2 protein-coding genes are annotated in these 16724 nt (G+C 76.6%); both read left to right on the forward strand.

Annotated features, from left to right (window positions below; translation table 11 throughout):
• Window positions 1-19 precede the first annotated feature (19 nt).
• Window positions 20-5929 (forward strand): type I polyketide synthase, encoded by a 5910-nt coding sequence (locus ACFP3U_RS06115; RefSeq protein WP_380224172.1) that lies wholly within the window; start codon window positions 20-22, stop codon window positions 5927-5929.
• 32 nt (window positions 5930-5961) lie between these two features.
• The gene (locus tag ACFP3U_RS06120; RefSeq protein ID WP_380224173.1) at window positions 5962-16686 is read left to right on the forward strand and encodes an amino acid adenylation domain-containing protein; all 10725 of its coding nucleotides are present in this window, start codon (window positions 5962-5964) and stop codon (window positions 16684-16686) included.
• The last annotated feature ends 38 nt before the right edge of the window (window positions 16687-16724 follow it).

A 16724-nucleotide genomic window follows, 5' to 3' on the forward strand; every position in this document is an offset into this window, starting at 1 on the left:
AGAGCGACAGGTGATCCCGATGCCGGAGATGTCCGAAGAACTCGACCAGATCGCCGTCGTGGGGATGGCCGGCCGCTTCCCCGGCGCCCCCGACGTCGACACCTTCTGGAGGAACCTGGAGGAGGGCCGGGAGTCGATCGCCGTCCTCTCCGAGGAGGAGCTCCGCGCCTCCGGGGTGGACCCGGAGGTGTCCGGCCGGGACGGCTACGTCCGGGCCAAGGGCGTGCTCGCGGAGGCCGACCGCTTCGACGCGGCCTTCTTCGGCTACAGCCCGCGCGAGGCCGAGATCATGGATCCGCAGCACCGGGTGTTCCTGGAGTGCGCCTGGGAGGCCCTGGAGTCGGCCGGCTGCGTGCCGGAGGACTTCGAGGGCCGGATCGGGGTGTTCGCCGGGACCGGGATGAACACCTACCTGCTGCACAACGTCACGGCCAACCGCCGGGTCTTCGACTCGGCGGGCCCGTACCAGACGATGCTCGCCTCCGACAAGGACTTCCTGGCCACCCGGGTCGCCTACAAGCTCGGCCTGACCGGCCCGGCGCTGAGCGTGCAGACCGCCTGCTCGACCTCGCTCACCGCCGTCCACCTGGCCTGCCAGAGCCTGCTCAACGGCGAGTGCGACGTGGCCCTGGCCGGCGGCGTGTCGGTCGGCTCCCCGCTGGAGCAGGGCTACCAGTACGAGCCGGGCGGCATCCTCTCCCCCGACGGGCACTGCCAGCCGTTCGACGCGGCGGCGGCCGGCACCGTGCCCGGCAACGGCGTGGGCGTGGTGGTGCTGCGCCGGCTGGCCGACGCGCGGCGCGACGGCGACACCGTGGACGCCGTGGTGCTGGGCTCGGCGGTCAACAACGACGGCTCGCTGAAGGCCGGGTACACCGCGCCGAGCGTCGACGGCCAGGCGGCGGTGGTCTCCGAGGCGCTGGCGATGGCCGGGGTCGGCGCCGGCTCGGTCGGCTACGTGGAGACCCACGGCACCGGCACCGCGCTCGGCGACCCGATCGAACTCGCCGCGCTGACCCGGGCGTTCCGCGAGTCCACCTCGGACGCCGAGGACACCGAGTCCGCTGCGGACACCGCAGACACCGACTCCACCGGCTTCTGCGCGATCGGCTCGGTGAAGGGCAACATCGGCCACCTGGACGCCGCCGCCGGGGTCGCCGCGCTGATCAAGACGGTGCTGGCGCTGCGGCACGAGGCGATCCCGCCCTCCCTGCACTTCACCAAGCCCAACCCCGAACTCGACCTGGACTCAAGCCCGTTCTTCGTCAACGACCGGCTGCGGCCGTGGCCCCGGGGCGCGGAGCCGCGGCGGGCCGGCGTCAGCTCCTTCGGCATCGGCGGCACCAATGTGCACCTCGTGCTGGGCGAGGGACCGGCCCCAGAGCCCGCCCCGGCCCCGGCCTCTGCCTCGTCCGCCGCCGAGGAGGACGCCGCGCCCGTCCTGCTGCCGCTGTCCGGGCGCACCGCGGAGGCCGTCGCCGAGGGCGCACGGCGGCTCGCCGAGCACCTGGACGCCCACCCCGAGGTACGGCTCGACGACCTCGCCCACACCCTGACCCACCGCCGGCGCGCGTTCGGCCGGCGCCGCGCCGTGGTGGCCCGGGACCGGGCGGAGGCGGTGGCCGCGCTGCGCGCCGTGACCGCCGCCGGGACGGCCGAGGCGGTCGACGGGGCCCGGGTGGCCTTCCTGTTCCCCGGCCAGGGCACCCAGTACGTGGACATGGCCCGCGGCCTGTACCGCCGGGAGCCCGTGTTCACGGCCGAACTCGACCGCTGCGCCGAGCTGTTCGCGGCCGAGCTGGGCGAGGACCCGCGGGCGCTGCTGTTCCCCGCGCCCGGGCAGGCCGAGGCGGCGGCGGAGCGGCTGACCCGTACCGAGTTCGCCCAGCCCGCGCTGTTCCTGGTGGAGTACGCGCTGGCCCGGCAGTGGGACGCCTGGGGCGTGCGGCCGGACGCGATGGTCGGCCACAGCGTCGGCGAGTACGTCGCGGCCTGCCTGGCGGGCGTGTTCCCGCTGGAGGACGCGGTGCGGCTGGTGGCGGCCCGGGGCCGGCTGGTCCAGGGCATGCCCGCCGGGTCGATGCTCACCGTGTTCCTGTCCGAGCCGGACCTCGCGCCGTGGCTGGCCGGGGGCGACGGCCTCGCCGTGGCGGCGCTCAACTCCACCGGGCTGAGCGTGGTCTCCGGCCCCACCGAGGCGGTGGACGGGCTGGAGCGGCGGCTCAAGGCGGCCGCCGTCCCCTGCCGCCGGCTGCACACCTCGCACGCCTTCCACTCGGCGGCCATGGACGGCGCCGTCGGACCGCTGGTCGAGGCGGCCCGCGCGGTGCGGTCGAGCCCGCCGCTGATCCCGTTCTGCTCCAACGTCACCGGCACCTGGATCACCGACGAGGAGGCGACCGACCCGGAGTACTGGGGCCGCCACCTGCGGCAGCCGGTCCGCTTCGCCGACGCCGCCGCCCTGCTGCTCGCCGACCCGTCCTGGGTGCTGCTGGAGGTCGGCCCGGGCCGCACCCTCGGCGACTTCGTCCGCCGGCACGACGCCTGGCAGGAGGGCCGGACGGTGGTCGGCTCGCTGCGCCACCCGCAGGAGCGGGAGGACGACCTGGTCCGGCTGCGCCAGGGCCTGGGCGCGCTGTGGAGCGCGGGCGTGCCGGTCGAGCGGGACGCCCTGCGGCCGGGCGCCGACGGCCGGGTGCTGCGGCTGCCCGGCTACGCCTTCCAGCGGCAGCGCTACTGGGTGGACCCGGAGCCGTCCGCCGGCACCGCCGGCACCGCCGTCCCCGTCACGGAGGACCGGCCGGCCGGCCCGGTGCCGATCGGGGACTGGTTCCGCACGCCCGGCTGGAAGCGCCTCGCGCCGCAGGCCGCCCGGCGGTCGGCCGGGGGCGGCGAGCCGCTCTGGGTGGTGCTCGGTGACGGCACCGGCCTCGGCGCCGCGCTGGCCGGGCGGCTGGCCGGGCAGGGCGCCGCCGTGGTCCGGGTCGGCGTCGAGGACGGCTCCGCGCGCGGCGACGGGCTGCGCGTCCCCGGCCTGCACGCCCGCGGCGCGCGCTCCTGGTCGCTGGACCCGGCCGACCGCGCGCAGGCCGCCGAGCTGCTCGGCGCCCTGGACCTCCGGGGCGCGACGTCGATCCGCCTGGTGCACCTCTTCAGCCTCGGCGACGAACCGGGTGACGGCCCCTCCCGTGACACCGCCGAGGCCCGGCTGACCGCGGCCCGGCTGACCGAGGCCCGCCGGCTCGGCCTGGACAGCCTGACCGCCCTCGCCCAGGCCCTCACCGACGCCCGCCCGGCCGTGCCGGTCGCCGTCGACGTGCTCTGCCGGGGCGTCCACGCCGTCACCGGCGACGAGCCGCTCCGGCCCGAGCAGGCCCTGCTGGCCGGCCCCTGCACGGTGATCCCCCAGGAGCTGCCGGACGTCAGCTGCCGCCTGCTGGACGTCACCGGGACCGACCCGGCCGCCCCGGCGGAGGAGGCGGTGCGCGCCGTGCACGAGCTGCTGCTGCGCGACACCGAGGAGCGCGACCTGGCCCTGCGCGGCCGGCACTGGTGGGTCCGCGACTTCGACGCCCTCCCGCTCCCGGCCGACGACGCCGACGACCCCACCACACCCGCGCTCCTGCGCGACGGCGGCGTCTACCTGGTCACCGGCGGCCTCGGCGGGGTCGGCCTGGCCCTCGCCGAGCAGCTCGCCGAGCAGTTCGTGGAGCGCGCCGACGCGCCCGTGCTGGCTCTGCTCGGCCGCTCCGACTTCCCCGCCGAGGAGGCCTGGCCGCACTGGCCGGCCGCGCACGGCGAGCAGGACCCGACCAGTGCCCGGATCCGCCGGCTCGACCGGCTGCGGGAGCGCGGCGCGCGGATCGTCGTCCTGCGGGCCGACGTCACCGACGAGCCGGCGCTCACCGCCGCGCTCGCCGGACTGCGCGCGCGGTTCGGCCCGTTGAACGGCGTGGTGCACGCGGCCGGGGCGCCGTCCACCGGGATGCTCGCCCGCCGCACCCGCGAGGACGCCGACGGCGTGCTGGCGGCGAAGACCCTCGGCACCCTGCTGCTGGACCGGCTCTGCGCGGCCGACCCGCTGGACTTCTTCCTGCTCTGCTCCTCGGTCAGCGCCGTCCTCGGCGGCCCCGGCCAGAGCGACTACGGCGCGGCCAACGCCTTCCTGGACGCCTTCGCCCAGGAGCGGCGCCGGCAGGGCCGTCCGGTGACCTCGCTCGGCTGGGGCACCTGGGAGGGCGTCGGCATGGCCGCCGGGCTCACCGCCCGGGCGGCCTCCGCCGGAGCGGGCGCCGAGCCCGGCGCGGGCGGCCACCCGCTGCTGCGTCCGGTCCATACCGAGGGCACCACCCGCGTCTTCGAGACGGTGCTCTCCACCGCGGACCACTGGATCGTCGACGACCACCGGCTGATGGGCCACGGCCTGGTGCCGGGCACCGCCTACCTCGAACTCGTCCGCGCCGCGCTCGCCGAGCAAGCGGGCGACCGCGAGATCGAGCTGCACGACGTGCTGTTCATGACGCCGGTGATCGTCCCCGACGGGCAGCACCGGACGGTGTACACCACGATCGAGGAGCGGGACGGCCGCCCGCACTTCACGGTCCGCAGCCGCCCCGGCGCGGGCGCCCCGTGGCGCGACCACGCCACCGGCTCGGCCTCGTTCCACGAGCGCGGCGAGGACGTCGTGCGCGACCTGGCCGAGGTGGCGGCCCGCTGCGAGGTGACCGAGGTCCTGGAGACCGAGGAGGAGATCCGCCGCCGGCTCGGCGTCGAGCGCTTCGAGGAGGGCGGCGGGCCGCTGCAGTTCTGGTTCGGCCCGCGCTGGCAGGTGCTGAAGACGATCCGCACCGGCGGGCGGCGGATGCTCGCCACCCTCCGGCTGGACGACGCCTTCCTCGGCGACCTGGCCGACCTCCCGCTGCACCCGGCGCTGCTCGACATGGCCGGCGGCGTCTTCCGGCTGCACGCCGAGGACCCGTACTACCTGCCGCTGACCTACCGCAGCCTGCGGATCCTGCACCCGCTGACCGGCACGGTGGAGGTCTCCGTGGAGATCAGGCACCCGGCCGGGTCGACCGGCGAGACGCTCACCTGCGACCTCGAACTCCTCGATCCCGAGGGCCGGTTGCTGGTCCGGGTCACCGACTTCACGGTCAAGCGGATCAATGACGTCGAGGCCCTGCTGGCCCAGATCGCGCAGACCGTCGCGGAGGCCGAGTCGGCGGGCGAGGAGGCCGAGTCCGACGCGGGGTCCGCGGCGACGGCGGCGACCGGGGCGCTGGCGGCGCTCGGCGAGGGCTTCACCGAGTCGGACGGCCGGGCCGCGTTCGCCCGGATCCTGGCGCAGCCCGCGCTGCCCGCCCATCTGGTGGTCACCCCGCAGGACTTCACCGCGCTGCGCCGGCTGGCCCGCTCGATCACCCCGGCGCTGCTGGCCCGGGAGCTGGAGCACCTGGCGCCGCTGGGCGGCAGCCACCCGCGGCCCGACCTGCCGACCCCGTTCGTGGCGCCGGCCACCGAGCGGGAGGAGGCCGTCGCGGCGCTCTGGCGGGAGGTCCTGGGAGTCGAGGAGGTCGGGGTGCACGACGACTTCTTCGCGCTGGGCGGCCACTCGCTGGCCGCCGTGCAGATCAACACCCGGATCCAGAGCCGCTTCGGGACCGAGCTCGACCTGCGGGACTTCTTCCACTCCCCCACCGTCGCGCACACCGTCGAACTGCTGGACGGGTCCGGAGGCGGCGGGGCCGGGGCGGGGGACAGCATCGAGGCCCTGAGCCGCGACACGGCCGACGGCACCGGGGCAGACGGCACCGGGGCAGACGGCACCGACGACCCTGATGGGCTCGACGGCCTGTCCGACGAAGAGGTGGAGGCCCGCCTCCAGGCCCTGCTCGCCGAGGAGTCCGCCGACCTGGGGGACCAGGAATGAGCGCCCGCGACACACACGAGGACGGACGTGCCATGACCACCCCCGACCCCGCTCAGCTCTCGGCCGCCGAGAAGCGGGCCCTGCTCGCCGAACACCTGCGCCGCAAGCGGGCCGCCGGCCGACCGAAGGCCCCCGAGCCCCGGCAGCACCGGTTCCCGGCCTCCTTCCCGCAGCAGCGGATGTGGTTCCTGGACCAGCTGACGCCCGGCGACACCGCCTACAACGTCTGCGGCGCCACCCGGATCCGCGGCCCGCTCGACCTGGACCTCTGGCGGCGCGCCGTCTCCGCGATCGCCCGCCGCCACGAGGCCCTGCGCACCACCTTCCGCGAGGTGGACGGCGAGCCCGTCCAGGTGGTCACCGAGGGCGCCGAGCCGGAGTTCGCCGTCGTACCGTGCGAGCAGTTGGCCGGCCCGGACGGCGAGGCCGGCCTGCACGCCCTGGCCCGCGAGGAGTTCGCCCGCCCGTTCGACCTGGCCACCGGCCCGCTGGTGCGGATGCGCTTCCTGCGGCTGGCCGCCGACGAACACGTCCTGCTGCTGACCATCCACCACATCGCCGGCGACCTCTGGTCCACCTCGGTGTTCCTGGACGAGCTGGTCACGCTCTACGGCGCGTACGCCGGCGGCACCGAGCCCGCGCTGCCCGAACTGCCGATCCAGTACGCCGACTACGCGGTGTGGCAGCGCAAGCGGCTCGACGGCGACGGGGCGACGGCCGACCTGGAGTACTGGAAGCGGACGCTCGCCGGCGCGCCGGCCGCCCTGGAACTGCCCACCGACCGCCCCCGGCCCGCCGTGCAGAGCACCCGCGGCGGCTCGCGCCCGTTCGCGCTGCCCGCCCCGCTGATGGACCGGGTCCGCGAGTTCAGCCGGGCGGAGGGCGTCACGCCGTTCATGACCCTGCTCGCCGCCTTCCAGGTGCTGCTGCACCGCTACACCCGGGAGGAGGACGTCGTCGTCGGCGTGCCGGTCGCCAACCGGGGCCGCCCCGAGGTCGAGCGGCTGATCGGCTACTTCGCCAACATGCTGGCGCTGCGCACCGACCTGTCCGGCGCGCCGTCCTTCCGCGAGCTGCTGGGCCGGGTCCGGCCGGTCTGCCTGGGCGCCTTCGCCCACCAGGAGCTGCCGTTCGAGCGGCTGGTGGAGGAGCTGCACCCGCGCCGGGACCTCTCCCGCACCCCGGTGTTCCAGGTCTCCTTCGTCTTCCAGAACATCGCGATGCCCTCCTTCGACGTGGCGGGCCTGCACCTGGAGCCGATGGAGGTGGCCGGCAGCACGGCCCGCTTCGACCTGGAGCTCCAGGTCTTCGACCGGCCGGAGGGCCTGAGCGGCCGCTTCGAGTACAACAGCGACCTCTTCGACGCCGCCACCGTCGACCAACTGGCCGGCCACCTACGGCTGTTGGTGGAGAACCTGCTCGCCGAGCCGGACGTGCCGGTCGGCCGGGTGCCACTGCTCCCGGCCGAGGAGGAGCGGCGGCTGCGCGAGCAGGGGAACGGCACCCGCCGGGAGTGGCCCGACGCGGGTCTCGTGCACCACCGGTTCGCCGCGCAGGCCGCCCGCACCCCGGACGCCGAGGCCGTGCGCTGCGGCACCGAGGCGCTGGACTACGCGGAGCTGGCGCGGCGCGCCGACCGGCTGGCCCACCGGCTGCGGCGGCGCGGCGTCGGCCGGGACGTCCTGGTGGGCGTCTGCACCGAGCGCTCGGTCGACCTGGTGGTGGCGCTGCTGGCGGTGCTGAAGGCGGGCGGCGCGTTCGTCCCGATCGACCCGGAGTTCCCGCCGGAGCGGATCGCGTACATGCTGGCCGACTCGGGCCTGCCGGTGCTGCTCACCCAGCGCCCGGTGGCGGGGCGGCTGCCCGCGACCACCGCCGAGGTGCTCTGCCTGGACGAGCCGGACGAGTTCGACGAGGTGGGCGAGGAGCCGGCGGCCACGGTGACGGCGGACGACCTCGCCTACGTCATCTACACCTCGGGCTCGACCGGGCGACCGAAGGGCGTCCAGGTCCCGCACCGGGCGCTGGCCAACTTCCTGCGGTCGATGGAGGAACGGCCGGGCCTCGCCCCGGAGGACACCCTGCTCGCGGTCACCACCCACTCCTTCGACATCTCGCTGCTGGAACTCCTGCTGCCGCTGGTGACGGGCGCCCGGCTGGTGGTCGCCGAGCGCGGCACGGCCGCCGACGGCGAACAGCTCGCCCGGCTGCTGACCGCCTCCTGGGCGAGCGTCATGCAGGCCACGCCGTCCACCTGGCGAATGCTGCTGGACGCGGGCTGGCAGGGCGCGCCGGGTCTGAAGGCGCTGGCGGGCGGCGAGGCGCTGCCCGCCGACCTGGCCCGGCGGCTGCGGGCCGGCGGCGTGCGGCTGTGGAACATGTACGGGCCCACCGAGACCACCATCTGGTCGGCGGTGGCCGAGGTCGGCGACGGCCCGATCTCGATCGGCGCGCCGATCGCCAACACCGAACTGCACGTGCTCGACGAGCAGGGCCGGCTGACGCCACCCGGAGTGCCCGGCGAGCTGTACATCGGCGGCGCCGGGCTGGCCCGCGGCTACCTGGGCCGGCCGGAGCTGACCGCCGAGCGGTTCGTCCCGCACCCGTTCGGGGCGGGGCCGGAGGACCGGCTGTACCGGACCGGGGACCTGGTGCGCCGTCGACGGGACGGCGGCATCGAGTTCCTCGGGCGGCTGGACCACCAGGTGAAGGTGCGCGGCTTCCGGATCGAGCTCGGCGAGATCGAGAGCGAGCTGGCCCGGCGCCCGGAGGTCGGCCAGGCGGTGGTGACGGTCCGTGAGGACGTGCCCGGGGACCAGCGGCTGGTGGCCTACCTGGTGCCGGCGGCCGACGGCGGCACCGGCCCGGCGGAGGAGTGGCCGGACCAGGTCGAGGAGTGGCGCCGGATCTGGGACACCGCCTACGACGGCCCGGACGACGCCGCGACGCCCGTCGACCCGGCTGCCGCCGCGCCCGCCACCGCACCTGCCGCCACCGCCGCGGCCCCGGGGATCCCCGGCGAGGACCTGCGCGGCTGGAACAGCAGCTACACCGGCGAGCCGATCCCCGCCGGCGAGATGCGCGAGTGGGCCGACCGCACCGCGGAGCGGGTGCTCGGCCTGCGCCCCCGCTCGGTGCTGGAGATCGGCTGCGGCACCGGCCTGATCCTCCAGCGGGTCGCGCCGCACGTCGACCGGTACTGGGGCACCGACATCTCCGAGGTCGCCCTCACCGGACTGCGCAAGGTCGTCGACGGCTCCGCCGACACCCTCGGCGAGGTCGCGCTGCACCCCTGCCCGGCCGACCGCCTCGACCTCCTGCCCGAGCGGCTCTTCGACGTCATCGTGCTCAACTCGGTGGTCCAGTACTTCCCCGACGAGCGCTACCTGCTGCGGGTGATCGAGGGCGCGCTGCCCCGGCTCGCCCCGGGCGGCTCGCTGTTCCTCGGCGACATCCGCAGCCTGCCGCTGCTGGAGTCCTTCCACCTGTCGGTCCAGCTCGCGCACGCCGAACCGGGCCTCCCTGCCGCCCAGGTGCTCGCCCGGACCCGCCGCCACCTGGCGGAGGACGAGGAACTCGTCTTCGACCCACGGCTGTTCACCGCCCTGCCGCGGCGCTTCCCGGCCGTCGACGAGGTCCGTGTGCTGCCCAAGCGGGCCGCCACCGCCAATGAGCTGACCCGCTTCCGCTACGACGTCGTCCTGAGCACCGCGCAGCCCGTGACCGAGCCCGCCACCGAGCCCGCCACCGAGTCCGTCCCGCTCGACTGGACGGCCGACGGCCTGACCGTGGCCGCGCTGCGCGAGCGGCTGACGGCACGGCGGCCCGCGCTGCTGACCGTCCGCGGGGTGCCCAACGCCCGGCTCCGGGACCTCGCCGACACCCTCGGGCAGCTCACCGGCACCGGGCCGACGGCCGAGCCGTCCACCGAACCACCCACCAAGGCGTCCGCCGACCGGCCCGCCGACCGCCCGGAGGCCGTGGACCCCGAGGAGCTGTGGGCCCTCGGCGAGGCGCTCGGCTACCGGATCGACCTCGACTGGTCCGAGCACGGCCCCGACGGCGCCCTCGCCCTGGTCGCCCGGCGGCTCGACGCCGACGGCACACCCGTCTGCGCCCTCCCCCGTACCGCCGAACTCCCGCCGGAGGAGCCGGACTGGGGCCGGTACGTCAGCGGCACCCGCCGCCGGCTCGCCCTCCGGCTCGTCCCGGTGCTCCGCACCGCCCTGGCCGAACGCCTGCCCGCCTACATGGTCCCGTCCGCGTTCGTCCTGCTGGACGCCCTGCCGCTGACCCCCAACGGCAAGACCGACCGCAAGGCGCTGCCCGCGCCCGACGGCGACCGCCGCGACCTCGACTCGGTGTACGTCGCCCCGCGCGACGAGCAGGAGGAGGCGCTCTGCGCGCTGTTCGCCAAGGTGCTCGGGGTGCCCGCGGTCGGCGTCCACGACAGCTTCTTCGAGCTCGGCGGCCACTCGCTGCTCGCCACCCGGCTGGTCTCCCAGATCCGCGCCGCCCTGGGCGCCGAGGTCCAGGTCCGGGCGCTGTTCGAGACCCCGACGGTGGCCGGACTGGCCCACCGGCTCGCCGGCGACGCCCCAGGGCGGCCCGGTGCCGGGGACCCCCGGCCCACGCTCGCCCCGCAGGCCCGGCCCGCCGAGCTGCCGCTCTCCTTCGCCCAGCGCCGGCTCTGGTTCCTCGACCGCCTGGAGGGCCCCGCCGCCACCTACAACATCCCGATGGCGGTGCGCCTCACCGGCCTCCTGGACGCCGACGCCCTGCGGACCGCGCTCGCCGACGTGGTGGAGCGGCACGAGGCGCTGCGCACCGTCTTCCCCGACACCGGCGGCGTGCCGCGCCAGCACGTCCTCGACCCGGCCGCCGCCCGTCCCGCGCTGACGGTGACCGAACTGCCCGAGGCCGACGCGGCACCGGCCGTCCGGGCGGCCGCGCGGCACTGCTTCGACCTGGCCGGCGAGCTGCCACTGCACGCCGAGCTGCTGGTGCACGGCCCTGAGCGGCAGACGCTGGTCCTGGTGGTGCACCACATCGCCGCCGACGGCTGGTCCGTCGCCCTGCTCGGGCGCGACCTCGCCACCGCCTACACGGCCCGCCGCGAGGGCCGCCCGCCGCACTGGGCGCCGCTGCCCGTCCAGTACGCCGACTACACCCTGTGGCAGCGCGGTCTGCTCGGCGACCGGGACGACCCGGACAGCGTGTGGAACCGTCAACTCGCCCACTGGCGCCGGGCCCTGGACGGTCTGCCGGAGCGGATCGCGCTGCCCACCGACCGGCCGCACCCGGCCGCGGCCACCCACCGCGGCGGCACCGTCGCCCTGCGCTGGGACGCCGAGCTGCACACCGCCGTCGCCGCGCTCGCGCGCCGGCACGACGCGAGCGAGTTCATGGTGGTGCACGCGGCCCTGGCCGCCCTGCTGCACCGGCTCGGCGCCGGGGAGGACCTCCCGGTCGGGGCGACCGTCGCCGGGCGCACCGACGCCGCCACCGAGGAGCTGGTCGGCTTCTTCGTCAACACCCTGGTGCTGCGGGTGGACGCCGGCGGCCGGCCGAGCTTCCGGGAGCTGCTGGCCCGGGTCCGCGAGCGCGCCCTGGACGGGTACGCCCACCAGGAGGTCCCCTTCGAGTTCCTGGTGGACGCCCTGCGGCCGAGCCGCTCCACCGCCCACCACCCGCTGTTCCAGGTGCTGCTCGCCTGGCAGAACGTCCCCGACGCGGTGCTCGGCCTGCCCGGTCTGGCCGAGGAGGCCGTGCCGGTGGCCAGCGGCGGGGCCCGGATGGACCTGGTGTTCTCGCTGACCGGCCGGCGCACGCCTGGCGACGGCGCGCCCGCCGGGATCGACGGGGTGGTCGAGTACAACGCCGACGTCTTCGACCCCGGCACCGTGGAGCTGCTGGCCGAGCGGCTGCGGCGGATGCTGCTGGCGGTCTGCGCCGCGCCGGACCGCCCGATCGGCGAGGTCGAGCTGCTCGCCCCCGGCGAGCGCCACCGGCTGCTGACCGAGTGGAACGGCGCCGCCCGCGCGCTGCCCGCCGCCACCCTGTCCGAGCTGTTCGAGGCGCAGGCGGCCCGCACCCCGGACCGGACCGCGCTCGTCGACGCCGAGCGGGAGCTGACGTACGCGGGGCTGGACGCCGAGGCCAACCGGCTGGCCCACCTGCTGATCGCCCGTGGCGCGGGCCCGGAGCGGCCGGTCGCGGTGGCGCTGGCGCGCTCGGCCCGGTCGGTGGTGGCGATGCTGGCCGTGGTCAAGGCGGGCTCCGTCTACCTGCCGGTCGACCCGGACTACCCGGCACGGCGGATCGACTTCCTGCTCCGCGACGCCCGCCCGGTGCTGCTGCTGACCGACGGCGCGTCGGCCGGCGCGCTGCCGGAGAGCGACGTCCCGGTGCTGCGGCTGGACGGTCCTGAGCTGCTGCGGGAGCTGGCCGCGAGCCCCGCCGCCGCGCCCACCGACGCCGACCGGGCGGAGCCGCTGACGCCGGCGCACGCCGCCTACGTCATCTACACCTCGGGCTCCACCGGCACCCCCAAGGGCGTGGTGGTCACCCACACCGGCATCCCGGGCCTGGTCGCGGCGCAGGCCGAGGGCTTCGGGCTGGACGGGCACAGCCGGGTGCTGCAGTTCGCCTCGCCGAGCTTCGACGCCTCGGTGGCGGAGCGCTGCGACGCGCTGCTGACCGGCGCGGCGCTGGTCGTCGTCCCGAAGGAGGAGCTGCTCCCCGGCGAGCCGCTGACCCGGACCTGCGAGCGGTACGGCGTCACCAATGTGACGCTGCCGCCCAGTGTGCTGGCCGCGGTGCCGGACGGCGGGCTGCCGACGGGGCTGTCCCTGGTGGTCGCCGGCGAGGCCTGCCCGGCGGGGACGGTCGACCGCTGGTCGGCCGGCCGGCGGATGGTCAACGCCTACGGGCCGACCGAGACCACGGTGTGCGCCACCCTGACCGACCCGCTGGTACCCGGCGAGGGCGCCCCGCCGATCGGCCGCCCGATCGCGGGCGCCCGGGTGTACGTGCTGGACGAGGGGCTGCGGCCGGTGCCGGCCGGCGTGCCCGGCGAGCTGTTCGTGGCGGGCGCCGGCCTGGCCCGCGGCTACCTGGGCCGGCCGGGCCTGACCGCGCGCCGCTTCCTGCCCGACCCGTACGGTCCGCCCGGATCGCGGATGTACCGCACCGGGGACCTCGCGCGGTGGCGGGCGGACGGTCGGCTGGACTTCCTCGGCCGCACCGACCACCAGGTGAAGGTCCGGGGCTTCCGGATCGAGCTGGGCGAGATCGAGTCCGCGCTGGCCGCCCACCCGGAGGCCGCCCAGGTCGTGGTGACGGTCCGGGAGGACCGGCCGGGGCAGCGCACGCTGGTCGGCTACCTCGTCCCCCGCCCCGGGGCGGCGCCGGACCCGGCGGAGCTGCGGGCCGGGCTCGCCGCGCAGCTGCCGCCGTACCTCGTCCCGGCCGCGGTGGTGGTGCTCGACGCGCTGCCGCTCACCCCCAACGGCAAGGTGGACCGGGACCGGCTGCCCGCCCCCGGGTTCGTCCCGGCCGCCGGCTCGGGCCGTCCGCGCACGCCGGTCGAGGAGACGCTGTGCGCGGTCTACGCCGAGGTGCTCGGGCTGCCCGAGGTGGGCACCGAGGACGGCTTCTTCGACCTCGGCGGTGACAGCATCCAGGCGATCCAGGTGGTCTCCCAGGCCCGGACCGCCGGGCTGGTGATCGGCGCGCGGGACGTCTTCGCCCACCAGTCGGTGGCCGCGCTGGCCGCCGTCGCCGTCCCCGCGGACGGCACCGAGGGCGCCGACGGGCCGGAGGACTCCGGTATCGGCGAGATCGCGCCCACCCCGATCGTCGAGTGGCTGCGAACGCTGGACGACCCGATCGGCCGGTTCAGCATCGACGAGTTCAGCCAGGAGGCGGTGGTCGCCCTGCCGCCGGCGGGCGCGCTGGACCTGCCGCGGCTCACCGCCGCGCTCCGGGCCCTGGTGGACCACCACGCCGTACTGCGCTCCCGGCTGCTCGTCCGGGCGGACGGCCGCTGGGCGCTGGAGGCCGGCCCGGTCGGCTCGGTGGAGGTCGCCGATCGCCTGGACCGGGTGGACGCGGCCGGCCTGGACGCCGAGGGGCTGCGGGCGCTGACCGCCGCCCTGGCCGCCGACGCCCGGCGCCGGCTGGACCCGGCCGCCGGGGTGATGCTCCGCGCCGTCTGGCTGGACGCCGGGGAGCACGCGCCGGGGCGGCTGCTGCTGGTCCTGCACCACCTGGTGGTGGACGGGGTGTCCTGGCGGATCCTGCTGCCGGACCTGCGGACCGCGGGCGAGGCCGTCCTGGCGGACCGCCCGGTGCTCCTGGCCCCGGTGGGCACCTCGGTGCGCCGCTGGTCCGAGCTGCTGGCCGCCGAGGCCGGCGCCCCGCACCGGCTCGCCGAACTCCCCGCGTGGCAGGAGCTGTTGACCGGCACGCCGGCTCTGCTGCCCGCCCCCGGCCCGGCGGCCACCGGCACCGGCCGGCTGGTCCTCACCCTGCCGCCCGAGGACACCGCCCCGCTGCTCGGCACCGCCCCCGGCGCCTTCCACACCGGCGTGCAGGACGTGCTGCTCGCCGCGTTCGGCATCGCCCTGGAGGAGTGGCGCCGCCGCCGCGCACCCCGGGACGCCTCATCCGACGGCGTGCTGGTCGACGGCGCCCCGGCCGGCGGCGTGCTGGTCGCCGTGGAGAACCACGGCCGCCAGGAGGACCTCGCCGACGGGGTCGACCTCTCCCGCACCGTCGGCTGGTTCACCAGCGTCCAGCCGGTCCGGCTCGCGCCCGGCCCGCTGAGCTGGCCGCAGGTGACGGAGGCCGGGACCGAGCTGGCCGCCGCCGTCGTCCGGGTCCGCGAGCAGCTGGCCGCGCTGCCCGGTGACGGCCTCGGCCACGGCCTGCTGCGCCGGCTCAACCCCGACACCGCCCCGGCGCTGGCCGAACTGCCCGCCCCGCAGGTCGCGTTCAACTACCTCGGCCGCTTCGCCGACGCCGGACCGGACACCCCCTGGGCCCCGGTCACCGCCGACGCGGCCCTCGCCCTGGGCGACCCGGACGCGCCGGCGGGCCTGCTCACCCACCCGGTGGAGCTCAACGCCGTCAGCTACGACGGCCCCGACGGCCCCCGGCTGGCGGCCGGCTGGACGTGGGCGGAGGGCCCGCTGACCGAGCCCGAGGTGCGCGAACTGGCCGAGACCTGGTTCGCCGTGCTCAAGGCCGTCGGCAGCTGCGCGGCCCTGCCCGGCGCCGGCGGCCCGCCGCCCGCCCGGCCCGCGTCCACCCGACGCCCCCGGCCCGCCCGGACCGCCCGGGCCACCCCGAGCAGCGGCACCGTCCCGCCCGCCGACCGCACCCACGGCGTGCCGCTCTCCTTCGCCCAGCTGGACATCATGCACCAGCCCGTCGACCCGGAGGCCTCGCACCACAACGTCATCACCGCGACCGTCCTCAGCGGCACCCTCGACCCGGCGGCGCTGCGCGACAGCCTCGACGCCGTCGTGCGCCGCCACGAGGCCCTGCGGACCAGGATCGTCGGGGACGGCCCCGACTCCTGGCGCCAGCTGGTCGACCCGGTCGGCGGCTGGCCGCTGGCCACCGTCGACCTCCGCGACGAGCCCGCGGCCGACCGGCCGGAGGCGCTGCGGCGCCTGGTCGAGGCCGAGGTGGACCGCCCGTTCCGGTTGGCCGAGGGCCCGCTGGTACGGGGCACCCTGATCGCCACCGGCCCCGACGAGTGGGTGCTGGTCCTGGTGCTGCACCACATCGTCGTCGACCTGTGGTCGTACGCCCTGCTCGGCCGGGAGCTGGGCGAGCTGTACACCGCCCGGGTCCTGGGCCGCGAGCCGGTCCTCCCCACGCCCGCGGTCCAGTACCCGGACTGGGCGGCCTGGCAGCGGCGACGGCTGGCGGACGGCGTGCTGGACGAGCATGTCGGGCACTGGGAGCGGCTGCTGGCGGACCTGCCGGCGCTGCCCCGGTTCGAGGCGCCCGAGCACCAGCGGGCCGGCGCCGTCACCGGCTTCACCAGCGGCTTCGTCCTGGAGCCCGCGATCACCGCGGCCCTCAAGGAGGCCGCGCACCGCGAGGGCGTGACCCTCTTCATGCTGCTGCTGTCCGCCTTCCAGCTGCTGCTCCGGAGCTACGCCCAGGGCGAGGCCGCGGCCGGCGACCTCGCGGTCGGCTTCCCGCTCGCCGGGCGGGAACACCCGCAGACCGAGCAGATGATCGGCTTCTTCATCAACCCGGTCGTGGTCCGCCCGCGGCCGGCCGCCGACGCGACCGTCCGCGACCTGGTCGCCGCCGTCCGCGCCGGCGTCCTGGACGCCCACCGGCATCAGGAGGTCCCGCTGCGGCAGCTCCGCCGGGACGCCGGGGAGGACCACAACCCGCTGCGGCTGCTCTTCAACCTGCTCAACGTCGCGGGCGAGCCGCTGGCCCTGCACGGCCTGACGGCGGCTCCGCTGAACCTCAACGTCGGCGACGCCGAGGTGATCCCGGAGCTGATCACCGAGATGCGCCCGCACAACGCCGACCTCTACCTGATGATGCACGAGTCCGACGCGGGCCTGCGCGGCCTCTGGCTGTACTCGCCGGACCGCATCGACCCGCGCTCGATGGCCGCCATGATGCGCCAGTGGCCCTTCGTCCTGGACCTGTTGGCCCACCACCCGGACCTCCCGCTGGCCGAGCTGCGCCACCGCGTCCGCAACCGCCCGGCCAGCTGACCGGCGCTTCCCCTCACCCGACCTCTCCGACCCGAAAG

This window comes from Kitasatospora misakiensis (assembly GCF_042656005.1).
Taxonomy (GTDB): domain Bacteria; phylum Actinomycetota; class Actinomycetes; order Streptomycetales; family Streptomycetaceae; genus Kitasatospora; species Kitasatospora misakiensis.